Origin of the sequence: Proluteimonas luteida (assembly GCF_021191695.1) — a bacterium.
Lineage (GTDB): Bacteria > Pseudomonadota > Gammaproteobacteria > Xanthomonadales > Xanthomonadaceae > Luteimonas > Luteimonas luteida.
On the sequence record NZ_JAIWPT010000013.1, the window covers coordinates 51993 to 78817 of the forward strand.

15 protein-coding genes are annotated in these 26825 nt (G+C 73.4%); 3 read left to right on the forward strand and 12 right to left on the reverse strand.

Annotation, left to right across the window (positions count from 1 at the left end):
- Nucleotides 1-70 precede the first annotated feature (70 nt).
- The 12 genes from LDO26_RS12500 to LDO26_RS12555 all read right to left on the reverse strand — a co-directional run bounded on the left by LDO26_RS12500 (nucleotide 71) and on the right by LDO26_RS12555 (nucleotide 22005).
- A complete protein-coding gene (locus tag LDO26_RS12500; protein ID WP_232131427.1) occupies nucleotides 71-2176 on the reverse strand; it encodes an AAA family ATPase in 2106 nt (701 codons plus the stop codon).
- Nucleotides 2173-5880: an exodeoxyribonuclease V subunit beta gene (gene recB, locus LDO26_RS12505; protein ID WP_232131428.1), complete on the reverse strand. Its 3708-nt coding sequence runs from the start codon at nucleotides 5878-5880 to the stop codon at nucleotides 2173-2175. Before recB ends, LDO26_RS12500 begins: the two co-directional genes overlap by 4 nt.
- The gene (gene recC, locus LDO26_RS12510) at nucleotides 5877-9284 is read right to left on the reverse strand and encodes an exodeoxyribonuclease V subunit gamma (protein WP_232131429.1); all 3408 of its coding nucleotides are present in this window, start codon (nucleotides 9282-9284) and stop codon (nucleotides 5877-5879) included. The genes recB and recC overlap by 4 nt, the downstream gene beginning before the upstream one ends.
- 64 nt (nucleotides 9285-9348) lie before the next feature.
- Nucleotides 9349-10869: a thymidine phosphorylase family protein gene (locus LDO26_RS12515; protein WP_232131430.1), complete on the reverse strand. Its 1521-nt coding sequence runs from the start codon at nucleotides 10867-10869 to the stop codon at nucleotides 9349-9351.
- Nucleotides 10866-12224, reverse strand: a complete 1359-nt coding sequence (locus LDO26_RS12520; RefSeq protein ID WP_232131431.1) for an MBL fold metallo-hydrolase RNA specificity domain-containing protein — start codon at nucleotides 12222-12224, stop codon at nucleotides 10866-10868. The genes LDO26_RS12515 and LDO26_RS12520 overlap by 4 nt, the downstream gene beginning before the upstream one ends.
- A gap of 217 nt (nucleotides 12225-12441) precedes the next feature.
- Nucleotides 12442-14856, reverse strand: coding sequence for a phosphoketolase family protein (locus tag LDO26_RS12525; RefSeq protein WP_232131432.1), 2415 nt, complete (start codon nucleotides 14854-14856; stop codon nucleotides 12442-12444).
- A gap of 84 nt (nucleotides 14857-14940) precedes the next feature.
- Nucleotides 14941-15828 carry a ribose-phosphate pyrophosphokinase gene (locus LDO26_RS12530; RefSeq protein WP_232131433.1) on the reverse strand — a complete coding sequence of 296 codons (888 nt, stop codon included), beginning with the start codon at nucleotides 15826-15828 and terminating at the stop codon, nucleotides 14941-14943.
- 37 nt (nucleotides 15829-15865) lie between these two features.
- Nucleotides 15866-16060: a hypothetical protein gene (locus tag LDO26_RS12535; protein ID WP_232131434.1), complete on the reverse strand. Its 195-nt coding sequence runs from the start codon at nucleotides 16058-16060 to the stop codon at nucleotides 15866-15868.
- Between the two features lie 49 nt (nucleotides 16061-16109).
- Complete coding sequence (locus tag LDO26_RS12540; RefSeq protein WP_232131435.1) at nucleotides 16110-17369, reverse strand: acetate/propionate family kinase; 1260 nt, start codon at nucleotides 17367-17369, stop codon at nucleotides 16110-16112.
- On the reverse strand, nucleotides 17366-19813 hold the full coding sequence (locus LDO26_RS12545; RefSeq protein WP_255682219.1) for a heavy metal translocating P-type ATPase: 2448 nt from the start codon (nucleotides 19811-19813) through the stop codon (nucleotides 17366-17368). The genes LDO26_RS12540 and LDO26_RS12545 overlap by 4 nt, the downstream gene beginning before the upstream one ends.
- A 73-nt stretch (nucleotides 19814-19886) precedes the next feature.
- Complete coding sequence (locus tag LDO26_RS12550; protein WP_232131436.1) at nucleotides 19887-21314, reverse strand: bifunctional enoyl-CoA hydratase/phosphate acetyltransferase; 1428 nt, start codon at nucleotides 21312-21314, stop codon at nucleotides 19887-19889.
- A gap of 196 nt (nucleotides 21315-21510) precedes the next feature.
- Nucleotides 21511-22005, reverse strand: coding sequence for a phasin family protein (locus LDO26_RS12555; RefSeq protein ID WP_232131437.1), 495 nt, complete (start codon nucleotides 22003-22005; stop codon nucleotides 21511-21513).
- A 302-nt stretch (nucleotides 22006-22307) separates the two neighbouring features.
- Here LDO26_RS12555 and LDO26_RS12560 point away from each other — a divergent pair, with 302 nt between their 5' ends.
- Genes LDO26_RS12560 through gltS form a run of 3 tightly spaced genes read left to right on the forward strand, consistent with a single transcriptional unit; the run spans nucleotide 22308 to nucleotide 26682 of the window.
- On the forward strand, nucleotides 22308-23375 hold the full coding sequence (locus tag LDO26_RS12560; RefSeq protein ID WP_232131438.1) for an Lnb N-terminal periplasmic domain-containing protein: 1068 nt from the start codon (nucleotides 22308-22310) through the stop codon (nucleotides 23373-23375).
- Entirely contained in the window at nucleotides 23375-25435 is a 2061-nt protein-coding gene (locus LDO26_RS12565; RefSeq protein WP_232131439.1) for an esterase/lipase family protein, read from the forward strand. Before LDO26_RS12560 ends, LDO26_RS12565 begins: the two co-directional genes overlap by 1 nt.
- Nucleotides 25432-26682: a sodium/glutamate symporter gene (gene gltS / locus LDO26_RS12570; protein ID WP_232131440.1), complete on the forward strand. Its 1251-nt coding sequence runs from the start codon at nucleotides 25432-25434 to the stop codon at nucleotides 26680-26682. Before LDO26_RS12565 ends, gltS begins: the two co-directional genes overlap by 4 nt.
- The last annotated feature ends 143 nt before the right edge of the window (nucleotides 26683-26825 follow it).

The following is a 26825-nucleotide window of genomic DNA, read 5'->3' on the forward strand; positions in this document are numbered from 1 at the left end:
CTGTGTCGGAACTGTCTTGCAGGGTGTCGATACAATGCCGGCGCGACAAGCTAGGGATGGCCCTAGCCGCTCAGAACAGCGTGCCTTGCGCGGGCGGCTGCGGCGGATCGCCGGTATCGGTTGATGCCCGCGGTGCTTCACCTGGCCGGGCGCCCAGGCGCCAGCCCAGTCCCGACCAGCGGCCGGCATGGCGGCCGAGCGCATCGCGCAGGACGTCCTCGCTGCAGGCGAGATGCAGCGCACTGCGCGCGCGGGTGATGCCGGTGTAGACCAGCTCGCGCGACAGGACCCGGTTGGGGCGGGCGGGCAGGACCAGCCAGACCTCGTCGAACTCCGAGCCCTGGGCCTTGTGCACGGTCATGGCGAAGGCGCTTTCGTGCGCGGGCAGTGCGGCGGGATGGAACGGGCGCGGCGCGGCGGGATCGTCGCCGGGGAACCAGGCCATGACGGCGCCGCTGTCGTCGGCGAAGCAGATGCCGATGTCGCCGTTGAACAGGCGGTGGCGGTAGCTGTTCTCGGTGACCAGCAGCAGGCGGCCGTGGAAATAGCGGTTCGCTGCGGCGCCGGTGCCGCTGTCGGTCAGCAGGTCCCCGATGCGGGCGTTGAGGCCGCGCGCGCCCTGCGGGCCTTCGCGCAACGCGGTGAGGATGCGTAGGCGGTTGGCGAGTGCGAGCGCGGCGGCGGGGTTGGCGGCATCGGCGAGGGCGCGCCAGTGGGCGAGGAAATGCGCACGGTGGGCCTGCAGGGGATCGGCGAGGTTCTCGTGGAAGTGGACGTTGGACAGCGTGCCGCCGCGCAGCAGCGCGAGTGCATGGCTGGCGTCGCCTTCGCGCACGGCCTCGGCAAGCGGGGCGAGCTGCAGGGCATCGTGCTGGCGATAGCCGCGTTGCAGGTGGATGCGGCGGCCGGGGAAGGCGCTGGATTGTCGGGGCAGATGGTCTGCGCGAAGCGCGCCCTCACCCGCGCCTGCGGCGCGACCTCTCCCGTCAACGGGAGAGGTGTCTGCATCCGCTGTGCGCACGGAGGCGTGGTTGTCGGTCGATGCGGGAGCGGCGATGGCATCGACGGGAACGTTGCCGAGCAGGAGGTGCAGCGCGGCGGCATCGTCATCGGCGATGCGGCTGCCGTCGCCGGCAGCGCGGAGGATGCCGCTGAGCACGTCGCCGGCTTCGACCGAGGGCAGCTGGTCCGGGTCGCCCAGCAGCACGAGGCGGGCGCCGTCGGCGACGGCGTCGACCAGCTTGGCCATCAGCGGCAGGTCGATCATCGAGGCTTCGTCGACGACGACGATGTCCAGCGGCAGCGGGTTGTCGGCGTGGTGGCGGAAGCGCGGGCTGTCGGGGATGGTGCCGAGCAGGCGGTGCAGCGTGGTGCCGGTGGTCGGCAGCTGGGCGAGCAGCGCGGGATCGACGTCGGCGGCGGCCAGTGCCTGGAGGGCGTTGCGCACGCTCTCGGCCATGCGCTCGGCGGCGCGGCCGGTGGGTGCGGCCAGCGCGATGCGCGGCGCGGGCCTGCCGGCCTGCCGCGCCTGCGCGGCGAGCAGCACCAGCAGGCGGGTGATGGTGGTGGTCTTGCCGGTGCCGGGGCTGCCGGTGACCAGCAGCAGGTGATGGCGCAGGGCGAGTGCGGCGGCCTGGGCCTGGCGGTCCTGGTGCAAGGTGCCCTCACCCGCGCCTGAGGCGCCCCCTTCCGCAAGCGGGAGAGAAACGGCAGGGAACAGGGTTCCGAACAAGGGGGCCAGCGTGGCGAGGCCGGCGGCGTCGGGCGTGTGCGCGCCGATGCGCTGCAGGCCGAGGGCGAGGCGGTGTTCGTATTCGCGGTAGCGGCGCAGGTACAGCAGGCCCTGCCCGTCCGCCGGGCCTTCGAGGACCAGCGGGGTTTGCGCGTCCGCCGGCTGCGCGGGGTCGTCGGGGGTGGCGACCCAGGGCGATGCCTGCAGCTGCGCGTGCCAGTCTTCGGGCGGCGGCCAGTCGATGTCGGCATCGAGCAGCAGCTGCGGCTGCGCGGGCAGGAAGCCGGCATGGCCCCTGGAGACGGCCAGCGAGGCAAGCGCGGCGGCGGCGAGGACGAGGTCGGGGGTGTCCGGGTCGAGGCGGCGCAGGCTCTGGGCCAGGGCGTGGTCGATCGTGCGCAGGGCGCCGGTCTGGGTGAGGGTGTGGAGCAGGGTGGCGCTCATGGCTGGGCTCCCCGCGCGGGCGCACTGCCCTCACCCCAACCCCTCTCCCGCTCACGGGAGAGGGGCTCGTCCGCAGAGGGCGTATTGCCCGAGAACAACGCATCGACCGCATGCACGAGTTCCGGTGCGAAGCGGTGTGCGTACAGGCCGGGCGACGGGGTGCGGGCGGGGTCGAGGCCGCGGCAGAACAGGTAGCGGATGCCGCCGAAGTCGCGGTCGTAGTCGTAGCCGTCGCCGAGGCGGAAACGCAGCCAGCGATGCAGGGCGACGGTGTAGATCAGCGACTGCAGGTCGTACTCGCTGTGCGCCATCGCCTCGGCCAGCGCGGCCGCGTCGTAGCGCGGCAGGCGGTTGGACTTGTAGTCCAGCACGTACCAGCGCCCGGCCTGCACATAGGTCAGGTCGATCTTGCCGGTCATCAGGCCTTCGAGGCGCCGGCGCAGGCCGAAGCCGCGGCGGTCGCGGACGATGCCGTGGGCATGCAGCAGGTCGAGCAGCGCCGGTACGGCAGTCGGCTGCATCGCGAAATGGAACTCGATCTCGGCGCGGCGGTCGTGCGCGGGCAGCGCATGCAGGGCACCGCCCTCGGGCAGCGCGGTGGTGAGCGTGCGGCCGACCAGCGAGGTCAGCAGGGCGACACCGTCGTCGAGATCGCCCTGCGCGTAGCCCTCGTTGCGCAGCGCCTCGCGCAGCGTGGCGTCCTCGCCGGCCGGTGCCGGGTCGCCTTCCCGCCAGCCGGCCCAGGCGGCGAAACCGGCATGCTCCATCGCGCCGTGCAGCACGTTGCCGAAGCGGCTGCCGGCGAAACGGGGATCGAATGCGTCGGCCTCGCGCGCGTCGCCATCGGTGTCGATGGTGTCGGGCGCGGGCGCCGCGGGTTCGTCGTCGGCACCGCCATCGGCCTCGGTCGCGGCGGCGGCGATCTCGTGGCCGCCGTCGGCGCTGGCGAGCTGGGTGAAGCTGTAGACCCACCAGTCGCTGGCGATCTGCCGCTGCAACCTGCGCACCGGCGCCACCGCGGCCTCGCGTTCGGGGGCAAGGCGGGGCGGCGCCGGTTCGACCGGGCCGTCGACGATGCGGATGTCGGCGTGCGCCCGCAGTGCGTCGAGGTCCGACAGCAGCGGTCGCAGGCGCGTGGCGGCGAAGTCCCTGAGGTCGCCGGCGGCGATCCACAGCGCGTGCTCGGCGCGGGTCAGGCCGACGTACAGCAGGCGCGCGTCCTCGGCCTCGCGCTCGGCGGCGGCGCGCTGGCCGGCGTCCTGCCAGGCCGCGTCGCCCTGGATCTTCCAGTGCAGCGCGCGCCGCGTGCCGTCGTGCACGGCGTGATGGTGCGCGGTCGTGGGCGGGTGCGTGCCGATGCCGACGAACGGCAGATGGACCAACGGATATTCGAGGCCCTTGCTCTTGTGCAGGGTGACGACCTGCACGCGGCGCGCGTCCGATTCCAGCCGCAGCAGCTGCGCCTCGTCGCCGGCATCGGCATGGGCGATCTGCAGCTGCAGCCAGTCGAGCAGGCCGTGCAGCCCGAGCGTGCGCGCGGCCGCCTCCTGCAGCAGTTCGCCCAGCTGCAGGTAGTTGGTCAGCCGGCGCTCGCCGTCCAGCAACGCGAGCAGGCGCTCGGCCTCGCCGGCGCACAGGTCGGACACCAGCGCGAACGGGCCGCCGCGCTGCCAGCGCTCGCGCCAGTGCAGCAACCGGTCCTGCCAGAAGCGCTGGCGCACGCCGTCGCCGTCCAGCGCGGCGATCGCGGCGGCGTCGCCGCCGAGCAGCACCGTCGCCAGCGCGGCGCGCAGGCGGCCTTCGTCGGCAGGCTGCAGCAGGGCCAGCAGCAGCAGGCGCAGCTCGTGCGCCTCGGTGGTCGCATACAGGCTCTGCCTGCCGGCCGCGACCGCGGGAATGCCGGCCGCCGACAGCGCCTGCTGGATCCGCGTGGCCTCCCGGTGGGTGCGCACCAGCACGGCGATGTCGCCCGGCTGCACCGGCCTGCCGCCGATCGTCGCCTCGCCGGCGCGCGCGTCGGACAGCACGCGATGGATGTCGGCGACGCAGGCGGCGGTCGCGGCGGCGCGCGAGGCGTCGGCGCTGAGCGGCCGGCCGTCTTCGCTGCGCAGCAGGCGCAGGGTCAGCGCCGGTGCCGGCGCGCCGCGTTGCAGGTAGTCGGCATCGCGGCGGCGCGTGCCCGGATGCACCGGCGCGAAGCGGATGCCGTGTTCGACGAAGGCGTCGTCGCCGGCGTTGGCGTACAGGGCCTCGATCGCACGCAGCACGCCGGGGCGCGAGCGGAAGTTGCGATCCAGCGGCGGCGCGACCTCGGCCCGGGCCCGCGCCTGCAGGTAGGTGTGCACGTCGCCGCCGCGGAACCCGTAGATCGCCTGCTTGGGATCGCCGATCAGGAACAGCGCCGGCGTTTCCGGCACCTGTCCGACCTCGCCGGCGTCGGCGGCGTTGCCGAACACGCGCTGGAAGATCGTCCACTGGCGCGCGTCGGTGTCCTGGAACTCGTCGACCAGCGCGATGCGGTACTGCGCGCGCAGCTGGGCGACCAGCGACTGCCGGTGCGGACCGTCGAGTGCGTCGGCGACGCCGGCGATCAGGTCATCGTAGGTCTGCACGCGGCGCTGCCGCTTGCGCGCGGCCAGGCGCGTGCGGGCGATGCCGCGCAGCCGGTGCAGCAATGCGATGCGCTGCTGCGCGCGCCAGGCGTCGACTGCGTCGTCGGCGGCGCACCAGACCTGCAGCGCGTCGAACAGCGGCGAGCACGGCGCCCGGTCCTGCTGGCCGTCCTTGCAGAAACCAGGCAGGTGCTCGGGCAGCAGCTTCTGCAGATGGGTCTTCGCGGTACGCGGCCAATGCGCTGCCGCGCGGCCGGCCAGCAGTTCGTCGAAGGCCTTGTCGAAGCTCGGGCGCTTGGCGCGGCGGCCATCGAAGACCTTGCGCTCGAACGCGCTGGCGACCTGCGCCTGCGCCTCGGCGATGTCGGCGTCGATGGCCTGCAGCAACCGCGTCGCCGCGGCATCGCGCGCGGGCCGGGGGTCGGCGCCGGTGTCCGCTGCCGGCGGCGGCAGCAGCGGCAGATCGCCGGCCAGCGCGTGCAGGTCGGCCGCCAGTGCGTCGGGCGTGCGCCACAACCCCGTCAACGCGTCCAGCGACGCGTCGTCGCTGCCCTGCATACGCCACAGGTCGGCGGCGAGCTCCTCGTGCAGTTCGCGCAGGTTGGCCAGCAGCTCGGGCGCGTCGAAGGACTGGCCGCTGTCAAGCGCGTGCTCGGCCAGCACGCGGCTGCAGAAGCCGTGGATGGTGAAGATCGCGGCGAGGTCGATTTCCTCGGCGGCGCTGCGCAGACGGCGCGCGAGCTGCGCGGGCGTCTCGCTGCCGGACGCCAGATGCCGCTCGAGCACGCGATGGGTCAGCACGGCTTCGGCGCTGTCGTCCGCCGACGCCGCACTGCCGACCAGCCGCGCGGCCAGGTCCAGGCGTTCGCGGATGCGCCGGCGCAGCTCCTGGGTCGCGGCGTCGGTGAAGGTCACCGCGAGGATCTGGCCGATGCGCAGGCCGCGCTCGACCACCAGCCGGGTGAACAGCGTCGCCAGGGTGAAGGTCTTGCCGGTGCCGGCGCTGGCCTCGATCAGGCGCACGCCGTCGAGCGGCAGCGTCAGGTAGGGGTCGGCCACGGGGTCGATGGCGGGGTCGACGGTGGCGCTCATGCGGCGGCCTCGTCGCCCACGGACCCGGGCAGCACCTCACCGCGCTGCAGCGCGGTGAAAATGCGCAGGCTGTTGTCGACGAAGCGGGCGAAGGCGACGGGATCGGCCAGCGGGTCGCGTCCGCGCAGCGCCAGCTGGACCGGTTCGAGCAGGCTCTCGCCCCAGCCGCTGAACGCGTTCGGGTACCACGCGGCCTGCGCGGCCGCGTGCCGTTTCTCCGGATCGGCGGTGTGGATCGCCCAGCCGGTGCGCGGTGCGAACAGCAGCGGCGCCGCGAGGCCGGCGCGGCGCAGCGCCAGCAGCAGGCGCAGCGCGGCCCGTGCCTGTGCCGGTTCGATCGCCGGCTGGACGTGCGGTCCGATACCGGTCTCGGTGTCGTGGAACTGGACCAGCGGCAACGCATCGCCGGCGGCGTTGGCCAGCAGCCAGTCGAGACCGTTGCGGATCGCCGCCGCGCCGTTGGGCGGGCCGGTGCGCAGACGCGCGATACCGTGCGCGTGCACGCCTTCGATGCGGCCGTGCAGGCGCACGCCGTCGATGTCGACTTCATGGCGCCGCGACTGCGCGGCGTCGCCGCCCCGCCACTGCGCATACGCGTCGGCGTAGGGCCGCGTGGCATCGAGCAGGTCCTGGAACTGGCGCTGGCCAAGCGCGCCCGACGGCAGCAGCGCGCGGGCGCGCAGGTGCGCGGCGAGGGCCACCCCGTCAAGCGCGTGCCCGTCGTCGGTCTGTCCGTCGGCGCCGAGGATCGCGTCGACGACCGCCGCCTGCAGCTGCGCCCGGTCGAGTCCGTGCGCGGATATGACCAGCGGTTCGATGTCGCCGGCGGCCGCGATGTCGCCGGGCAGGCGCAGGCCCAGGCGCTGGGCGAGGAACTGGCCGGCCGGGTCGACCAAGAACCGGCGCAGCGCATCCAGTGGCAGCTCGCTTTCGATCTCCGGCGGCGGCAGCGGCGCCTCGAACCACGGCGCCAGCCGCTGCCGCGCGCCGCCGAGCGATCCCGCCGCCGGATGCCACTGGCGGCGATAGCTGAAACGCCGCGGCTCGTCGTCGCCGCCGAACGCGGCCGGCGCGAACGGCTGCAGCGGATGGCGCACGACCAGCGCCTTCGCCGCGGCGGCGGGGTCGGCGTGCTGGTCGGCGGCGGCGTCGAGCAGTTCGCTGACCAACGCCGAGGGTTCGCGCACGCTGCCGTCGCGCGGGTCGGCGCCGAGGTAACTGACGTAGAACACGTCCTGCGCGGCGGCGAACAGCTGCAGGAACAGGAAGCGGTCGTCCTCGCGCAGCGAGCGGTCGCCGCGGCGGCGCCGGTCGGTGCCGAGTTCGGCGGTCAGCCGGCTCAACCCGGCGGCGGGGTCGCGCCGCGGGAAGTCGCCGTCGTTGAGCCCGAGCACGCAGATCACCCGGAACGGCAGCAGCCGCATCGGCACCATGCGGCCGAAGCTGACCCCGCCGGTCAGCAGCGGCGCGCGCGTGTCGGCCTCGGCCAGGATGGCGGCGAAATGCGCGCGCACGAGCTCGGCCGGCACCGGCGCGTCGAAACCGGCGTGCCCGGCCTGCCGCGCGAAATCCTCGATCAGCCGGCGCAGGCGGTCGAGCGCGCGCCCGCCCGCGGCGTCCGCCGGCGCGCCCGGCAGCAGCGCATCCAGCAGGCCGAGCAGGCGTTCGCGCCACTGCCCGGGCGTCAGCGCTTCGGCCAGGGTCTGCTGGTGCCGGGCCAGCACGCGTAGCAGCCGGATCAGCGCATCGAGCGCGTCGAGCGCGCTGCCCTCGAGTTCCGGCCACGGCGCGACGCGCGCGCCGGCACCGGCGACGATGTCCTCGTCGCTGCCGCTGGCGTGGCCGAGCAGCAGGCGGTCGAGCGCGAACTGCCAGGTGTAGGCGTCGTCGGCCGGCGCCTCGTGCGCCTGGCGGTGTGCGGCGTCCAGGCCCCAGCGCGCGCCGGCGGCCAGCAACCAGCCGTGCAGGCGGTCGAACGCGGCCGCGTCGAGCCCGGCCGCGGCGGCGACCGGCGCGCTGGCCAGCAGGTCGAGGATCTCGCCAAGACCGAAGCGCGACACCGGCAGGCCCAGCAGGTGCACGAACACCTCGGCCAGCGGCTCGCCGGCCAGCGGGCTGGTGTCGGCCAGCGCGTAGGGAATGTGTTCGGCGCCTTCGCCGCGGCCGCCGAACACGGCTTCCAGATACGGCACGTAGGGATCGATGTCCGGCGCCAGCACCGCGATCTCGCGCGGTTGCAGCGGCGGATCGAAGCGACGGCCTTCCGGGGAATCGGGCTCCAGCAGACCGCGCAACTGGTCGTGCAGCACCTGCAGTTCGCGCAGGCGGGTGTGGCAGGCGTGGACCTGCAGGCTGGGGTCGTCGCGGCGCACCTTCGGCAGGCGCTGCGGCGGCTGCGCGCGGCGATGGAACAGGTCGCGCTGCAGGCGGTGCAGCAGGCTGTCGGACAGGCCGCCGGCGTCGAGCGTCGGGCCGGTGCCTTCGCCGGGATCGGCGTAGGCAGCGATCTCGCCGGACGGATGCACGACCTCGTAGCTGCCGAGCAGCGCGACGAAGTCCCTGCCGGCCGCGCCCCAGGCCTGCAGCAGGCGGTTCTCGCCGGCGCCGGCACCGTCGTCCGGTGCGAACGGATCGGCGTCGCCGCCACGCAGCCGCCGGGCCAGCGTCTGCAGGTCGCCCCAGTACGCGCGGGTCGGCGTGGGCATGTAGAAATGCAGCGTGCCCCCGCGCGCCTGGGTGGCGACGACCCGCAGCACGTCGGGCGAGACGTTGAGCGTGGCGAAGGCGAACAGGCGGCTCGGCAGCCCCTGCGGCAACGGCTTGCCGGCACCCTCGAACCGGGCCAGGTAGTCGTGGATGCGGCGCGCGCGGTACTGGCGGCCGGCGGCGATCCGGCGCCACAGGATCGCCTGCGGATCGGCGGCGTCGGCGCCGGCCTCCCAGCGCAGCAGCCAGTCGCGGCGCCAGGCCTGGTACTTCTCGAACACCGCGGCCAGCTCGCCGGCCAGCGACCACGGCTTGAGCGCATCGCCGCCGGAAAGATAACCGGCCAACTGCGCCATCGCCGGCTGCGCCAGCAGCGCCGGATCGGTCAGCGCGGCATACAGCCGCCAGTGCAGGCCGGCGGCGTCGAGGTCGTCGGCCGCCGGGCCGAGATTGGCGTCCAGCGCGCGGGCGACGAATTCGCCCGGGGTCAGGAACTCCAGGTTCGCGGCGACGCCATGGCGCGCGGCCAGCGTCGCCTGCAGCCAGCGGCGCATCGCCACCTGCGGGATCAGCACGGTGTCGGGCGTCAGCAGCGACTGGCCGGGCGCGGCCTGGCGCAGCTCGGTCGCCAGCAGGCCGGCCAGTACTTCCAGCGCATTGGAATGGTAGAGGCGGAAGTCGGATGCGGCGTCGGGCATCGCGACATGATGCCCAACTCCGGTCTCAGCGCGGGCGACGGGAGGCGCTGGACGCGCCGGCCCGTCACGCCTCGATATGGACGATGTCGCCGGCTTCGTGGGCGTAGGCGAGCGCATAGGCCAGTTCGCCCGGGGACTGCGCATGCAGCGACAGCAGCGTCTGCCCGCGCGCGACCTCGTCGCCCAGGCGCACGTCCAGGGACAGGCCGGCGGCCGGGCTTTCCGGGGCGCCGGCAAGCTTGGCGATGCGCGAGAGCTTGCGGTTGTCGATGTGCACCACGCGACCGGCGTGCGCGGCCAGCAGCGGTTCCACGCACGCGGCGCGCGGCGGTTCGCGCAGCCCGCCCTGGGCCTGGCAGATGCGCTGGAACTTCTGCCAGGCGCGGCCGTCGTCGAGCGTGCGCAACGCCAGCGCCAGGCCGTCGCCGGCCGCGGCCGCGCCGGCCATCTCCAGCACCTCGCCGGCCAGCGCGGCCGCGCGCCGGCGCAGGTCCTGCGGCGCATCGGCGACGTTGCGCAGCACCGCCAGCACGTCGCGGGCCTCCAGCGCCGGACCGATGCCGCGCCCGACCGGCTGGTTGCCGTCGGTCTGCACGCAGCGCAGCTGCAGGCCGAACTGCGCGGCCGTCGACGCCAGCCGCGCGGCGAGCTGGTCGGCGGCCTCGGCGCTGCGGATCTTCGCGGTCGGCCCGACCGGGATGTCGACCAGCACGTGGGTGGCGCCGGCGGCGATCTTCTTCGACAGCACCGAGGCGATCAGCTGGCCCTCGGTGTCGATGTCGAGCTCGCGCTCGATGCGCACGAAGATGTCGTCGGCCGGGCTCAGGTGCATCGCCCCGCCCCAGGCCAGGCAGCCGCCTTCGGCGTCGACCACGCGGCGCAGCGTGCCGAGGTCGAGATCGACCGGCGCCAGCGTTTCCATGGTGTCGGCGGTGCCCGCCGGCGAGGTGATCGCGCGCGACGAGGTCTTGGGCATGACCAGCCCGCAGGCGGCGGCGATGGCAACGACGATCGGGGTGGTGCGGTTGCCGGGCAGGCCGCCGACGCAATGCTTGTCGACCACGACCGGCGACGGCCAGCGCAGGCGTTCGCCGGCGTCGACCATCGCGCGGGTCAGGGCGATGGTTTCCTCCGCGTCCAGCGGCAGGCTCGCGGTCGCGGTCAGGAACGCCGCCAGCTGCACGTCGGTGTAGCGGCCATCGACCACGTCGCGGACGATGGCGGCCATGTCGCTTGCGTCCAGCCGCTGCCCGTACACCCGGCGGCGGACGCTGGACAGCGATTCGAGCACCGGCGGATGGCGCACCTCCACGGTGTCGCCCTCGCGGATGCCCAGGGCCCGCCATGCCGACTCCGACAGGCTCACCTGGTCCAGGCCGAACGCCGGGCTGTCGGTCTGGTACAGCAGCGCCTGCACCTGGCGGTCGCCGGCGGTCACCAGCACCTGCGAGCGCGAGGCGAGCCCCTCCGCATGGCAGACGTGGCAGTCCGCGTGCATGACCGCGATGGCCTGGTGCTGGGCGTGCAGATGCATGCGCGTGGCGCGCAGCGCGGGCAGCGGCCGGGTGATGTCGACCGTGCTCACAGCGCGAATGCCTGGCCCTGGCGCGGCACCGTCGCATCCCAGCCGAGCGCGTGGCCGATGCGCTCGCGCAGCGCTTCGGCCGCGTCGGGCTCGCCGTGGACGATGAACACCCGCTGCGGCCGGCGCCGGAAGCCCGACAGCCAGCGCATCAGCTCGTCGCTGTCGGCGTGCGCGGACAGCATCGGCAGCTCGGCCAGTTCCGCGTTGACCGGTACCCACTGGCCGTAGATCTTCGTCTCGCGCGCGCCGTCGAGCAGCTTGCGCCCGCGCGTGCCGGCGGCCTGGAAGCCGGAGAACAGCAGGGTGTTGCGGTGGTCGGGCGCGAAGGCCGCGATGTGGTGCAGCACGCGCCCGCCGGTGGCCATGCCGCTGGCCGAGATGATGACCTTGGGATACGGATTGGCCGACAGCAGCTTCGACTCCTCGACGTCGCGGACATAGCTGACCGCGTCGCAGGCGGCCCGGTAGTCGGCCTCGGCCAGCCTGTGCTCGTCCGGGTAGCGGTGCAGCAGGCCGTTGGCGCTGGTCGCCATGGGACTGTCCAGGTACACGGGCACGTTGCGCAGGCCGCCGCGCCGGCGCAGCAGCCACAGGTCGTGGATCAACGCCTGCGCGCGGCCGACGGCGAAGGCCGGGATCACCACCGTGCCGCCGCGCCGCACGGTGCGCTCGATGACCTCGCCCAGCGCGGCGACCGGATCGGCCGGCACGTGGCGGCGATTGCCGTAGGTCGATTCGATGACGACGTAGTCGGCCTCGGGCACCGGTTCCGGGTCGTGCATCACCGCATCGTCGTAACGGCCGAGATCGCCGGAGAACACCACGCGCCGGCCGCCGATGTCGATCTGCGCGGTCGCCGCGCCGAGGATGTGGCCGGCGCGGCGCAGCACCAGCCGCGCGTCGCCGGGCAGGTCGACCGGATGGTGCAGCGGCATCGCCCGGAAGCGCTCGAGCGTGCGCTCGGCATCGGCGACCCGGTACAGCGGCAGCGCGGGCGTGTGTTTCGAGAAGCCCTTGCGGTTGGCGAACTCGGCGTCCTTCTCCTGGATCCATGCGCTGTCGAGCAGGATCAGGCTGGCGACGTCGCGCGTGGCCGGGGTGGCGAGGATGCGGCCGCTGAAGCCGTCGAGCAGCAGTCGCGGCAGGTAGCCGCAGTGGTCGAGATGGGCATGGGTCAGCACCACCACGTCGATGTCGCGCGGCTCGACCGGAAGGCGCTGCCAGTTCAGCTCGCGCAGGTTCTTCAGGCCCTGGAACAGGCCGCAGTCGACGAGGATGCGGGTGTCGCCATGGGTCAGCAGGTGCTTGGAGCCGGTGACGGTGCCGGCGGCGCCGAGGAACGTCAGTGATGGCATCGGGTGGTGGCTTCCTTCATGTCGTGTGCGGGTGCGCGGTCGGCCGGGACGCGGCGCCCGGACAGGCTGGAGACCCCCGGTCCCGCGTCATCCGGAAACCGGAGGAAGTCGTCCCCGCGCAGGCGGGGACCGAGGGACTTGCACGCGATCCGGACGAAAGGCACCGGGTCCCCGCCTGCGCGGGGACGACGGGTGTCCTGCTTCCCGCAAGGGAAGATCACGCCCCGACACCGGCATCCAGCAAATCGGCCGGCGAACCCGCGCCGTCGACCGCGCGCAGGCGGGCGGCGTCGAGCACCTCGCCGCGCGGCCAGCCGGCGACGGCCGCCGCGGCATCGACCGCATGCGCCCAGGTGCAGCGGTTGGCGAACAGCATGCCGGGCACGTCGAGGGTGCCGCCGCGGCTGATGTAGCCCAGCGCGCGGGTCGCCGCCGGGCCGTCGTCGAGCCGGCGCAGCACGCCGAGCATCGGCTCGGGCCGGGTGTGGGCGAGCAGCACGCGCGGCAGCCCGGGCGGGAACAGTGCCTGCACGGTCGCCTCGTCGGCGACGAATGCGGCCTCGATGGCGTCGCGCGGGATGCGCAGGCGTCCGGGCTCCAGGATCACGCTGACGCACGACGCGAACCCGGCGCGCGCGAGATGCGCATGCGCCTTCAGTGCCTCCTCCAGCTGGTAGGCACCGATGGCGACGAACTGCACCGCCGCGGTCGCCGGATCGCCGGCCACGCGCGCGGCGCCGTCGCGGACCAGCGCCAGCGCGGCGTCGGCATCGAAGCGGTGCGCGACGTCGCGCTTGGACACCACCACGCAGGCCAGTTGCCCGCGCCCGGCATACACGTCGCGCAGCGCCGCGACCGCGGTGTTGCCGTCGACCGGGAACAGCACGCGCGCGGTGTCGGACATCTCGCCCAGCAGCGCCTCGCCGATCGTCGGATCCTGGTGCGACTGTTCGTTCTTGCTGTTCTCCCAGGTGTGCGAGGTCACGATCAGCGGCACCGGCAGCCAGCCGGCGGGCTGGCCGATCTCGCGCTGGCGACGGGCGAAGATGATCTCCTGGCGCAGCATGCCGAGCATCTTCACCGCGAACGCCTCGTAGCTGACGACCAGGTTCAGCCCGCCCTTGTTGCCGAGCGCGGCGCCGGCGACGGCTTCCTCGTTGAGCGCGGTGATGACGTCGCCGAGCAGCGCCTCCGGCACGCCGGGCTCGGGTTCGTTGACCCGGTGCTCCAGCAGCGCCAGCGTGCCGCCCATCTTGTTGCTGGCCAGCTCGTCGGGATTGCCGACGCGCACGCGCAGGTCCGGGTTGGCCTGCACCAGCGCGACGAACCAGCGGTCGAGCGTGGTCATCGCGCTGCCCTGGCCGCCGACCGGCTCCCACGCCGGTGGCGGCAGCTGCGGCGTATCGGGATGGCGGTGCGCGATCGGATTTTCGCTCTCGCGCACGCGCTGCTGGCGCGCGTGCACGTCGAAGGCCGACAGTGCGGCGTCGAGTTCCGCCTGCGGCACGAACAGCGCGCGTGCGCTGGCGTTGAAGGCCTCGCGCGCGGCCGCGTCCACCGACGGGTTGCCACCCAGCGGCAGGTTGTGCGCGGCGTTGGTGCCGGCGCCGGGAAAGCCGAAGCCCTTCTCGGTCTCGGCGATCACGTACGGCAGCCGCGCGGGATAGCGCCGGTCCGGGTCTTCGGCGAAGGCGCGCAGCGCATCCTCGGCGGTGACGATGGCCCAGGCGATCGCCGCCGGGTCGCGGCCGTCGACGGTCAGCGGGTCGAAGCCGTTGTGGCGCACGTCCTCGGCCAGCCACGGCGCGCCACCCTCCTGCACGATCTGGGTGCGCTGCTCGATGCGGCGGCCGTTGAGGATCATCACCGGGATCGCGAAGCCGCTGTCCTCGGCGCGCCACCAGCGCGGCGCCCAGTCCGAGCCGCGCTGTTCCTCGAACGCGCCGTCGCTGAGGAACGCGACCAGGCTCTCGCCCGGCAGCGGCATGTGCACGTACTGCAGGCCGGCGAAGCCGAGGTAGCCGCCTTCGGAGATCGCGCCGGCGGTGTTGGGCCCGGCGTGGCTGCCGACCGGCACCGCGGGATGGCCGGCGGCGTCGATGGCGTAGGAATAGAAGTCGCCGATCAGCCGCGACAGCCCGGACTCGCTGCGGTCGTAACGGCCACGCTGCGCCGGCGACACGTCGCCGGTCAGCGCGTTGACCGCCTCGATCGCGGCGGCGCAGTGGCCCTGCCCCATCAGCCAGCCGCGGGTATCGCCGGTCAGGGCGTTGGCCAGCAGGTAGCCGACGAAGGCCTGCACCATGTTCAGCGCGCCGCCGGTGTGGCCTTCGGGCGTGGGCTTGAAGTCCGCGGCCGCCAGCGGCGCGCCGGACAGGTCGATGCGCCGTGCATAGGTCATGTGCGCGACCACGTTCATCGCGGTGCAGGTCAGGCGGTCGGCGGCGGCCAGCAGCGCGTAGGCGTCGTCGGCAGCGGCGAGGCGGCCGTCGGCCAGCAGCCGCGCGAGCAGCGCGTCGATGCGCTCGACGGTGTCGGCCCGGTGGACGATCGGGCCGTGGCCCGCGCGCCAGCGGGCGCGTACGTCGGTGCCGTTGCCGGACGTGCCGTTGCCGGACGTGGTGATGTGCATGGCGATGTTCCCTCCCTCAGGTATTGCGTGTCTCTGTCGATGATGCCGATGCCGGGACATCGACGGATGGCGCGTCGTCGCGCTTCAGTCGCCCAGGCCACGCACCAGCGCGTCGGCCAGCAGCGGCGCCAGGGCGATGCGGTTGCTCGGGTGCGGCACCGCGTCGGTGGACGCGATGCGCGCGAACAACGGCGCCAACTCGTCCCAGGCGCCGTCGGCGAACAGCGCATGCACGACCACGCACTCGGGCGTGCGCAGCCCCTGCGCGGCCAGCTTGCGCGCGGCGACGGCGAGCGTGCGCCCGGACGAGGCGATGTCGTCGACCAACACCGGGGTGCGGTCGCGCCAGGCCGTCAGGTCCGGCAGTTCGATGTCGACGCTGCGGTCGCCGAGGCGGGTCTTGCGCAGCACCACGTGCGGGGCGTGGATGCGCGCGGCGATCGCGCCGGCCCACTGCTCGCTTTCCTCGTCGGGACCGACGACCAGCGGCGCGTCCACGTTGGCCGCGATCCAGTCGGCCAGCAGCGGCGCGGCCTGCAGCGTCGCGGTGGGAATCGTGTACAGCGCCGACAGCGTGGCGTGGCGGTGCAGGTGCGGGTCGACCGTAAGCAGCCGGTCGAAGGTCGACGACAGCAGCCGCGCGAACGACAGCGAGCTGATGCATTCGCCGGCGTGGAAACGCATGTCCTGGCGCATGTAGGCCAGGTACGGCGCGACCAGGTTGACCCGGGTCGCGCCGAGCTCGCGCGCGGCATCGGCGGCGAACACCAGCGCCAGGAACTGCGGATCGGGCCGGGCCAGGGTACAGACCAGGTCGACCTCGCGGCCGGCCGGATCGGCCTGCAGGCGCAGGTAGGTTTCGCCGTCGGGAAAGCGCCGGGTCTCGATGCGCCCTGCCTCGCCGCCGCAGGCGGCCGCCAGCCGCGCGGCGAAGGCTTCGTTGCCGGGCAGCGGCAGGATCAGCCGCTGCATGCCTGTCCCCGCGCCATGCGCCGGCGCACCGTGCGCGTCACAGCCGCACCTTGTCGAGGATGATCAGCACCGCCACGATCCCCGCCAGCAGCACGAACAGCACCCCGCCCCAGTGTTTCTCGATCCCGCCGCGCTTGCGGAAGATCAGGTTCAGCACCCCCACCGCCAGCAGCGGGAACACCATCAGCACCAGGATCAGTTTCCAGATCTGGGCATCCAGTCCAAGCAGCATCGCGTCTCTCCCCCGTGTGTCGGGCCACGCCCGGGGCGTGGCAGTGGTGTCATCGTCCGGACCCGGCCGGCGCGTCCGCCAGCGCATCGGCCAGCGCCAGCGCGTCGCGCGCGGCGATCCATTCCTCGTTGGTCGGCTCCACGCCGACCACCACGGCGCTGTCCGCCGCCGAGATCACCAGCGCGTCGTCGGCATTGGTCCGCGGATCCAGGCGCACGCCGAGGAACGCCAGGTCGTCGCAGATGCGCTGGCGGATCACCGGGTTGTGCTCGCCGACGCCGGCGGTGAACACCAGCAGGTCGAGCCCGCCGAGCACCGCGACCAGCGCACCGATCTCGCGCACGATGCGGCGCACGTACAGCGCCAGCGCGTCGCGCGCGCGCGCGCCGGCGTCGCTGTCCTCCTGTTCCAGCGGCAGCAGCACGCGCGGCTCCGACGAGGTGCCGGACACGCCCAGCAGGCCGGACTCGGAATACAGCACGTGGCCGACCTGGGCCAGGGTCAGCTTCTCGATCTCCATCAGGTAGATCACCGCGCCGGGATCGAGCGCGCCGGTGCGCGTGCCCATCATCAGCCCGTCGAGCGCGGAGAAGCCCATCGTCGTGGCGACGCTCTGCAGGTCCTGCATCGCGCACAGGCTGGCGCCGCTGCCCAGGTGCGCGGCGATCACCCGGCCACGCGCGAGATCGCCATGGCGCTCGTGCAGCGCCAGCGCCAGGTATTCGTAGGACAAGCCGTGGAAGCCGTAGCGGCGCAGGCCGCGCTGCCAGGCATCGAAGGGCAACGGCAGCAGCTGCTCGACCTTGGGCAGGGTGTGGTGGAACGCGGTGTCGAAGCACGCCACCTGCGGCAGGTCCGGGCGCTGCGCCAGCAGCACCCGGATCGCCTCGAGCGCGAACGGCTGGTGCAGCGGCGCCAGCGGGATCAGGTCGTGCAGGTCGGCCAGCACGTCGGCGTCGACCCGCACCGGCGCGAAATACCGGCTGCCGCCGTGGACCACGCGGTGGGCGATGCTGTGCAGCCGGCGGCCGCCCAGCCGCGCCAGCACGCCCTGCTCGATGCGCCGCAGCGCCGCGTGGTAGGGCTGCTGCGGATCCAGCGCCAGCGGCTCGGGTTCGATGCCGGTCTCGCCGTAGGTCGGCGTCGGCCCGCCGATGCCCTGGACCTTGCCGTTCCACACCGGGGTGCGCGGCAGCGGCACCTGGCCGCTGTCGAACAGCGCGAACTTGATGCTCGACGAGCCGCAGTTGAGCACCAGCACCAGCTCGCCGCGGGTCGGGTAGCGGTCGCGCGCGGACAGGGCGGTCATGCGCGGCCTCCGCCGGCACGGGCGGCCGGGTCGATCGACTGCCGGCGCAGGCGCAGCGCGTTGCCGACCACCGACACCGAGCTCAGGCTCATCGCCAGCGCGGCGAACATCGGCGACAGCAGCCAGCCGGTCAGCGGGTACAGCACGCCGGCGGCCAGCGGCACGCCGAGGCCGTTGTAGACCAGCGCGAACCCCAGGTTCTGGCGCATGTTGGCGACCGTGGCCCGCGACAGCGCGCGCGCGGTGGCGATGCCGCGCAGGTCGCCCTTGACCAGGGTCACCTGCGCGCTGTTCATCGCCACGTCGGTGCCGGTGCCCATGGCGATGCCGACATCGGCGCGGGCCAGCGCCGGCGCGTCGTTGATGCCGTCGCCGGCCATCGCCACCACCCGGCCTTCGCCCTGCAGGCGCTCGACCAGCGCCAGCTTGTCGGCCGGCTGCACTTCGCCGTGGACCTCGTCGATGCCGAGCGCCGCCGCGACCGAACGCGCGGTGGTCAGGCCGTCGCCGGTGGCCATGACGATGCGCAGGCCCTCGGCATGCAGCGCGGCGATCGCCTCGGGCGTGCTGGCCTTGACCGGGTCGGCGACCGCCAGCAGGCCGGCGAGGCGGCCGTCGACGGCCAGATGCATGACGCTGGCACCCTCGCCGCGCAGCGCCTCGGCATCCTCGGCCAGCGCATCGACCACGACCCCGGCCTGCTGCATCAGCGCACCGTTGCCCAGCGCCAGCGCGTGGCCGTCGACGTGGCCGCGCACGCCGATGCCCGAGCCCGATTCGAACGCCTGCGGCGGCGCCAGCGCGAGCCCGCGCGCCTGCGCCTCGGCAACGATCGCTGCGGCCAGCGGATGCTCGCTGCCCTGGTCGAGGCTGGCCGCGAGCCGCAGCACCGTATCGGCGTCGAAGCCCGCGGCCGGGACCACCGCGCGGAACGCCGGCCGGCCTTCGGTCAGGGTGCCGGTCTTGTCGACGATCAGGGTGTCGACCTTGCCCAGGTTCTCGATCGCCGAGGCGTCGCGGAACAGGATGCCGCGGGTCGCGCCGCGGCCGGTGGCGACCATGATCGACATCGGCGTGGCCAGGCCCAGCGCGCAGGGACAGGCGATGATCAGCACCGAGACCGCGTTGATCAGGCCGTAGACCCAGCCCGGGTCCGGGCCGAACAGGCCCCAGACGAAGAACGCGACCACGGCGACGACCACGACCGCGACGACGAAACCGCCGGCCACCCTGTCGGCCATGCGCTGCATCGGCGCGCGCGAGCGCTGGGCGCTGGCGACCATCTGCACGATCCGCGACAGCACCGTGTCCGCGCCGACCTTGTCGGCGCGCATCACCAGGGTGCCGCCGGTATTGAGGGTCGCGCCGATCAGCCCGTCGCCGGCGCGCTTGCCGACCGGCAGCGGCTCGCCGGTCAGCATCGACTCGTCGACGGAGCTGGCGCCGTCGAGCACCACACCGTCGACCGGCACCTTCTCGCCGGGACGCACGCGCAGGCGGTCGCCGGCGTGCACCTGCGCCAGCGGCACGTCCTCCTCGCTGCCGTCGTCGCGGATGCGCCGCGCGACCGGCGGCGCCAGCGCCAGCAGCGAACGGATCGCCGCCGAGGTCTGCGCGCGCGCGCGCAGCTCCAGCATCTGCCCGAGCAGGGTCAGCGAGATGATCACCGCCGCGGCCTCGAAGTACACCGCGGCCCGGCCCATCGACACGAACGAGGCCGGGAACACCTGCGGCGCGAGCGTGGCGACCACGCTGTAGCCGAACGCCGCGCCGGTGCCCAGCGAGATCAGCGTCCACATGTTGGGGCTGCGGTTGCGCAGCGACTGCCAGCCGCGGACGAAGAACGGCGCGCCGGCCCACAGCACCACCGGCGCGCTCAGCGCCAGCTCGATCCAGCTCTGCAGGGCCATGTCGACCAGGTGCAGCCGGTGGCCGAACATCGCCAGCACGAACACCACCAGGGTCAGCGGCAGCGTCCACCAGAAGCGCCGCGAGAAATCGCGCAGCTCCGGGTTGTCGTCGTCGCCCAGCGTGGGCAGCTCCGGCTCCAGCGCCATGCCGCAGATCGGGCAGTGGCCGGGATGGTCCTGGCGGATCTGCGGATGCATCGGGCAGGTGTAGATCGTGCCGGGCGGCGCGGCGGACGCAGCTGGCGCAGCGGCGTGCGCATGGCCGGCGGACGCGGTGCCGGCGCGGGTTCCGCCGCCGTGGTGGCAACAGGCGTGCGCGGCTGGGGCTGCGCCATCGGGCTTCGCCGCAGCCGCGTAGCGCGCGGGATCGGCGTCGAAACGCGCCGCGCAATGCGCGCTGCAGAAATGGAAATCGCGACCGTCGTAATGGCGATGGTGGGGGGAACCGGCGGTGACCGCCATGCCGCAGACCGGGTCGCGCAGCGGCGTGCCGGCATCGGACGCATCGCCGGCGTGCGCGCCGTGATCGTGCATGTGGCGATCGTGCGGAGGCTGTCCGCTCATGGCGTCGGCACCCCCGTGGCGCGGACGGCCGGCACGCGCCGGCTCACGGCGGCGCCTCGCGGTAGTGGTGGGCCAGCAGCAGCGCGATCGCGCACGAGGCGATGCGCGCCTCGTGGCTGTCGGCGCGGCTGGTCAGCACCACCGGCACCTTCGCGCCCATGACGATGCCGGCGCTGGCGGCCTCGCCCATGTACATCAGCTGCTTGGCCAGCATGTTGCCGCTCTCCAGGTCCGGGACGACGAGGATATCGGCCTGCCCGGCGACCGGCGACACGATGCCCTTGGTGCGCGCGGCGGCCGGCGAGACCGCGTTGTCGAACGCCAGCGGGCCGTCGAGCACGCCACCGGCGATCTGGCCCCGATCGGCCATCTTGCACAGCGCGGCGGCATCGAGCGTGGCCGGCATCAGCGGGCTGACGGTCTCCACCGCGGCCAGGATCGCGACCCTGGGCTCGGCCACGCCGATCACGTGCGCCAGGTCGATGGCGTTGCGGACGATGTCGGCCTTCTGCTCCAGCGTCGGCGCCAGGTTGATCGCCGCATCGGTGACGATGAACGGCCGCGGATAGTGCGGCGTCTGCAGCACGAAGCAGTGGCTGACCCGGCGCTTGGTGCGCAGCCCGCCGGCGGAGGCCACCACCGCCGCCATCAGCTCGTCGGTGTGCAGGCTGCCCTTCATCAGCGCCTCGACCTCGCCGCCGGCGGCCAGCTCGACCGCGCGCGCGGCGGCGGCGTGACTGTGCGCCACGTCGACGATCGCGATGCCGGCCAGGTCCAGCCCGGCCTCCGCCGCGACCGCCTCCAGCCGTACCTGCGGCGCCACCAGCACCGGTTCGATCAGGCCGGCGCGGCGCGCGTCCAGCGCGGCCGACAGGCTGGACGCGTCGCAGGGATGCACCACCGCGACCCGGACCGGCTGCAGCGCGCGGACGTGCGCCAGCAGCCGCGCGACGCCGTCGCGCCCGCCGACGTCGAGGCGGATCTCCGGCAGCACCGTGCGCGGGCGCTCGATGCGCTCGGTCGGCGCCAGCACCTCGGCCTCGCCGTCGATGACCGTCTCGCCATGCTGGTTGGTGCAGCTGCAGGCCAGCGTGACCCGGCCAGTCGCCGCGTCGCGCGCGGTCACGGTCACGCCGACCCGCAGCCGGTCGCCGATGCGCACCGGCGCGAGGAAGCGCAGGCTCTGGCTGCGGTAGATGGTGCCCGGCCCCGGCAGGCGCGTGCCCAGCAAGGCCGAGATCAGCGCCCCGCCCCACATGCCGTGGGCAATGACGCCGTTGAAGCGCGAGGCCGCGGCGAACTCGGCATCGATGTGCTGCGGATTGACATCGCCCGACAGTGCGGCGAACACCTGGATGTCCTCCCGGGTCAGCGTGCGCTCGACGCTGGCGCTGTCGCCGACCGCGATCTCGTCGAGCGTGCGGTTGCGCAGCATGGTCAGGTCGTCGTCGGACACGGGCATGGCGGGCATCTGTTCGGGCTCCTGGAGGCGGCGCGGACGGCGCGGCGACGGACCGCATGGCGGTGCGGCGGCGCGACCAGCATAGTGCGGCCACGTTGCAGCCGCGCCGCGGCGCGGGCAACGCGGCCCGTCGAGCACGCGGACCGCGTGCGTCGATCCGGGCCGTGCGCCCGGCCGGCCGCGGTTCGCGCCCGGAGCGGCGTGGCTACTGTTTGCGGGCGCCGGCAGGCTTCTTCGGCGGCGGTGCCCCGGTACCCGGCGGCTGCAACAGCGCCGCCCAGGCGTCCTGCAGTCCACGCCACGCATCCAGCGTCGCGGCGTCGACGCCCGCATCCTTGGCCGACGCCAGCGCCTCGGCGGTTTCCTTCTGCCAGGCGATCAGCGCCTCCTGCACGCCACCGGCAAATTCGGTCTGCGCATTGACCGCGATCTGCGCGGCCTCCTGGCTGTCGCCCACGCGCTGCTGCAGCTGCCGCCAGAAGATGTCCACCGGCAATGTCGCCAGCTTCTCCCAGTCCCCGGCCTTGAGCACGGTCGCCAGTTCGGCATTGCTCTCGGCGATGCCGTCGCCGGCCAGGCGCTGGGCGAAATCCAGCCAGTGCGTCCCGCTCTGCTGGAGCAGACTGCCGATCCTGGCCTGCAGTTCGAGGTTGGCGCGATACAGGCGCAGCGGAACTCCGGTCACGTCGTTCATGGTCATGCCCTCTGGGTGGTGGAACGCAGCCCGGCCGCGGATACGGGCAGGCGACGGCCATTGGACCGCGTGCCATGATCCTGACAGCCCCGCACGGCAGCCACCTTGATCCTGATCAAACATCGGCGGATCGAGGCGATGGCCGGGCCCTCTACACTATGCCGCGCCACTTCCGCGCCCGAGCCACGCGTTCCGCCCATGGATGAACTCGACCCCGCCGCTGGCCGCAAGCGGAACCGTCCCGCGCCCGATGCGCGCCTGCGGCAGCACGCGGACACGACGCTGCACCCGCACCGGCGGGCGCACGGATGAGCAGGACGACGTCGTGGCCGCGCCGCTGCGCGCGTGCGTTCGCGGCCCTCGCACTGCTGGGCCTGACGGCGTGGGGCGCGCTGGCGCTGTGGTACCAGGGACCGGCGGCGACGCCGCTGCGCGTGGCGCTGATCGCCGGCTGGAGCCTGGCCGGCATCGCCGCGGCCGTCGGCCTGATGCGCGCGCGGCGGCGGGCGACGCTGCTGGCGTTCGGCGCGGCGGCGGTGGCGCTGCTGGGCTGGTGGAGCACGCTGGCGCCGTCGCACGACCGCGACTGGGCCGACGACGTGGCGCGCCTGCTCGAGGCCGACGTCGACGGCAGCCGGGTCACGCTGCGCAACGTCCGCAACTTCCACTGGCGCAGCGAGACCGACTACGACATCCGCTGGGAGACGCGCAGCTACGACCTCGACCGGCTGGCGACAGCCGACCTGGTGATGTCGTACTGGATGGGGCCGCAGATCGCGCACACGCTGGTGTCGTTCGGCTTCGACGACGGCCAGCGCGTGGTGTTCTCGATCGAGATCCGCAAGGAGCGCGACGAGCATTTCTCGGCGATCGGGGGGTTCTTCCGCGAGTTCGAGGCGGTGCTGATCGCCGCCGACGAGCGCGACATCATCCGCACCCGCAGCAACGCACGCGGCGAGCAGGTGTACCTGTACGCGCTGGACCTCGACCGCGCCCACCTGCGCGCGCTGTTCCTGGGCTATGTCGGCGAGGCCGACGACCTGCTGCGCGCGCCGCGCTTCTACAACAGCCTGACCAGCAACTGCACCACGGTCATCTACGACATCGCCCGCCACGTCGCGCCGGGCCTGCCGCTGGACTACCGGCTGCTGCTGTCGGGATACTTCGCCGAGTACGTGTACGATCTCGGCGGCCTGGCGCCGGGCTACGGCTACCCGCAGCTGCGGGCCCGCGGCCACATCAACGCCCGCGCACGCGCGGCCGATGCGCGCGGCGAGGACTTCAGCCGCGCCATCCGCGCCGGCCTGCCCGGGGTCGCGCCTTCGCCCCCCGTGGCCGCTGCGCGCGACCTCGATCCGCGACAGGAGGCCGAATGATGTCCGCTGTTCCGACCGCACGCCGCCTGGGCGCCCTGCTGCTGCCGGTTGCCGCGACGCTGCTGCTCGGCGGCTGCGCGATCCTGCAGGAGTTCAAGCCCTCGGTCGCGGTCAAGCCGATGACCGCCGGCGAGTACATCACCCTCAAGCGCGGCGACATCCTGACCACCGGCGAGCTCAGCATCGCGACCCGGCAGACGATCGAGGTCGCCGGACTCGACGCAGGCCAGTGCGCGAAGCCCTCGGTCGACTGCATCGATGCGCTGCGCGAGGTGTCGGGCATCAGCGGCGAGCGGCGGCTGTCGGCGCTGTCGGAGCTGTGGCTGCAGCAGGCGATCGCGCTGCCGGCCGCGCCTCCGCGCAAGGCCGGGCCCGGCGCGGTGCAGGCGGCCGCCGACGCGCGCCTGCAGGCGTGGATGGAAGCGGCGCGGCACGCCTACGCCTACCTGTTCTTCAGCGCGCGCACGCCCGGCGAGCGCGCATTCGAGGACCGCCAGACCCAGGTCCGCGACTACTACAACCATGCGGTGGAGGAGGCGATCACGCTGCTGTTCGAGGACCGCGCCCGCGATGCCCCGGGCAGCGATGCCAGCGGCACCTTCCACCCCGCCGGCTGGACCCTGCGCATGGACCTGAGCCGGGTGCGCCTGCCCGAGGGCACGCAGCTGCCGCGGGAGTTGACGCCGGCCTCGTCGCTGTCGTTCCAGGGCCTGCGCAGCACCTATCGCCGCGACGGCTTCGGCGCCGAACTCGTCGCCGTGCTGGAGGACGACCCGGTGACCACGGTGCTGCCGGAGGCCGACACCGCCGAGGCCGACGTCGGCCCGCCGCACCGGCGCCCGCGCGCGCCGGCGTGGAGCGAGATGCCGTCGCCGTCGCTGACGGTGCTGTTCCAGTTCGACGGCGACGACCTCGACGCGATCCTGGCCACGCGCGCGGTGCGGGTCAGCGTGCACGACCCCTACATCGACAGCAGCATCACCCTGCACGGGCAGGAAGTGCCGCTGGCGGCCAACTTCACCGCCGGCTACGGGCTGTGGCTGGCGCGCTCGGGTTTCAACATGCAGTCGCTGCGCACGCTGTTCGGGCGCGAGCGCGGCATCGACCACCCGCACCTGTACATGCTGCAGCCCTACGATCCCCAGCGCCGCATCATCCTGATGCTGCACGGCCTGGCCAGCAGTCCGGAGGCCTGGGTCAACGTCGCCAACGAGGTCATGGGCGACGAGGCGCTGCGGCAGAACTTCCAGGTCTGGCAGGTCTACTACCCGACCAACATGCCGATCGTGCTCAACCACGCCGCGATCCGGCGGCTGACCGCCAGCGCGCTGGACCACTTCGACCCGACCGGCCAGGCGCCGGCCTCGCACGACATGGTGCTGATCGGCCACAGCATGGGCGGGGTGATCGCGCGGCTGATGGTGTCCTCGTCCGACCAGCAGCTGTGGGACTGGGCGCTGGCCGCGCACGACATCGACCCGGCGCGGCTGGCCGAGGTACGGCCGCGGATCGACCCGATGCTGCATTTCGATGCGTTTCCCAACGTCGAGCGCGCGATCTTCATCGCCGCGCCGCACCGCGGCACCGACGTCGCCGACCACCGCCTCGGCCGCCTGATCGCGCGCCTGGTGCGGCTGCCGCTGACCGTGCTCGAAGGGGTCGACGAAGCGCTCACGACCGTGGTCGGCGGCAAGGACGGCGCCGACGGCGGCCACCTGGGCAACAGCATCGACAACCTCAGTGCCAGGGACCCGTTCGTGCGCGCGGCCGCCGACCTGCCGATCTCGCCGCAGGTGCACTACAACTCGATCATCGCCCGGACCAATCCGGACGTGCCGCTGCTCGACTCCAGCGACGGCCTGGTGCCGTACCGCAGCGCGCACCTGGACGGCGCCGACTCGGAGAAGATCATCACCTCCGGCCACAGCGTGCAGGAGACCGCGCAGGCGATCCTCGAGATCCGCCGGATCCTGCACGAGGATCTCGCCGCGCACGCGGCCGCGGCCGGCGACACCGAGGCGGTGCGCGAGGCCACCGGCGCCGAGGCCGGCTTTCCGTGACCCCGCGCCTGCCGCCACTGCACGACAGCCTGCGCGGCGGCCTGTTCGAGGTCGACGCCTTCGTCAGCTTCACCCTCGCGATCCTGCTGCTGTTCGTCGGCAAGGGCCTGTCGGCGCGGATCGGCGTGCTGCGCCGCTACGGCATTCCCGAGCCGGTGGTCGGCGGCGTGCTGTGCGCCGCGGTGGTGTGCACGCTGTACTACGCGGCCGGGCTGCGGGTGCAGTTCGAACTGGGCGCGCGCGACCTGCTGCTGTTGTACTTCTTCGCCGCGCTGGGGCTGAACTCCAACGTCCGCGCGCTGCTCAGCGGCGGCCGGATGCTGGTCGTGCTGACGCTGCTGGCGGCGGTGTTCATGGTGATGCAGAACGGCCTGGGCATGACCGTGGCCAGCCTGTTCGGCATGGACCCGCGCGCCGGGCTGATGGTCGGCTCGGTGTCGCTGACCGGCGGCGTCGGCACGACGATGGCCTGGACCCCGCACTTCGTCGAGACGCTGGGCCTGGCCGGCGCCGGCGAGCTGGGCCTGGCGGCGAACATGATCGGCCTGATCGCGGCCTGCGTGATCGGCGGTCCGATCGCCGGCTGGCTGATCCGCCGCCACCCGGTGATGCCGTCGGCGGACGCCGACCTCGAGGTCGGCACGCTGTACGGCGACGAATCGCGCGCCCGGCTCGACTACTACGGCGTGCTGCTGGCGCTGTTCTGGCTCAACGTCGCGCTGATGCTGGGCCAGGGCATCGGCAGCCTGATCGGCCTGACCGGCCTGAACCTGCCGGCGTTCGTCGGCTGCCTGCTCGCGGGCATCGGGCTGCGCAGCCTCGGCGACCTGCTGGCGCCGCGCGGCGGGCGCATGTGGAACTACGACAGCATGCAGCCGGGCATCGCGCTGATCTCCGACGTCAGCCTGGGCATGTTCCTGACCATGGCGCTGATGGGCCTGCAGCTGTGGGCGCTGCAGCCGATGCTGGGCTTCATCACCGTGGCCATGGCGCTGCAGATCGCGATGGTGATCGCGTTCACCGTGCTGGTGGTGTTCCGGGTCATGGGCCGCGACTACGAGGCCGCGGTGATGTGCTCGGCGTTCGGCGGCATCACCCTGGGCTCGACCGCGACCGCGGTGGCCAACATGAGCGCGGTCACCCGCGAATACGGCGCCGCGCCGAAGGCCTTCCTGGTGGTGCCGCTGGTCTGCGGCTTCTTCATCGACCTGATCAACGCGGTGGTGATCGGGCTGATGGCGGGCTGAGCGGCCCGCGAACGCCACGACGGGGTTCCCGACCGCGCCTGTCCTTGTCCCTCCCACCCGCGGAATCGGGATGCAAAGCGCCGGACGCGGGCGTGCCTTGCGTCACCCTGCCGACCGGCCCATGCCGGTCCGGCGGCAATTAC

Bases quoted from the DNA above. Each gene is read 5' to 3' on its own strand.
- recB (WP_232131428.1), bottom strand. From the start codon at position 5,880: ATGAGCGCCACCGTCGACCCCGCCATCGACCCCGTGGCCGACCCCTAC.
- LDO26_RS12550 (WP_232131436.1), bottom strand. From the start codon at position 21,314: ATGCCCGCCATGCCCGTGTCCGACGACGACCTGACCATGCTGCGCAAC.
- LDO26_RS12525 (WP_232131432.1), bottom strand. From the start codon at position 14,856: ATGCACATCACCACGTCCGGCAACGGCACGTCCGGCAACGGCACCGAC.
- LDO26_RS12565 (WP_232131439.1), top strand. From the start codon at position 23,375: ATGTCCGCTGTTCCGACCGCACGCCGCCTGGGCGCCCTGCTGCTGCCG.
- LDO26_RS12540 (WP_232131435.1), bottom strand. From the start codon at position 17,369: ATGACCGCCCTGTCCGCGCGCGACCGCTACCCGACCCGCGGCGAGCTG.
- LDO26_RS12560 (WP_232131438.1), top strand. From the start codon at position 22,308: ATGAGCAGGACGACGTCGTGGCCGCGCCGCTGCGCGCGTGCGTTCGCG.
- LDO26_RS12555 (WP_232131437.1), bottom strand. From the start codon at position 22,005: ATGACCATGAACGACGTGACCGGAGTTCCGCTGCGCCTGTATCGCGCC.
- LDO26_RS12535 (WP_232131434.1), bottom strand. From the start codon at position 16,060: ATGCTGCTTGGACTGGATGCCCAGATCTGGAAACTGATCCTGGTGCTG.
- recC (WP_232131429.1), bottom strand. From the start codon at position 9,284: ATGCCCGACGCCGCATCCGACTTCCGCCTCTACCATTCCAATGCGCTG.
- LDO26_RS12520 (WP_232131431.1), bottom strand. From the start codon at position 12,224: ATGCCATCACTGACGTTCCTCGGCGCCGCCGGCACCGTCACCGGCTCC.
- LDO26_RS12500 (WP_232131427.1), bottom strand. From the start codon at position 2,176: ATGAGCGCCACCCTGCTCCACACCCTCACCCAGACCGGCGCCCTGCGC.
- LDO26_RS12545 (WP_255682219.1), bottom strand. From the start codon at position 19,813: ATGCACGATCACGGCGCGCACGCCGGCGATGCGTCCGATGCCGGCACG.
- LDO26_RS12530 (WP_232131433.1), bottom strand. From the start codon at position 15,828: ATGCAGCGGCTGATCCTGCCGCTGCCCGGCAACGAAGCCTTCGCCGCG.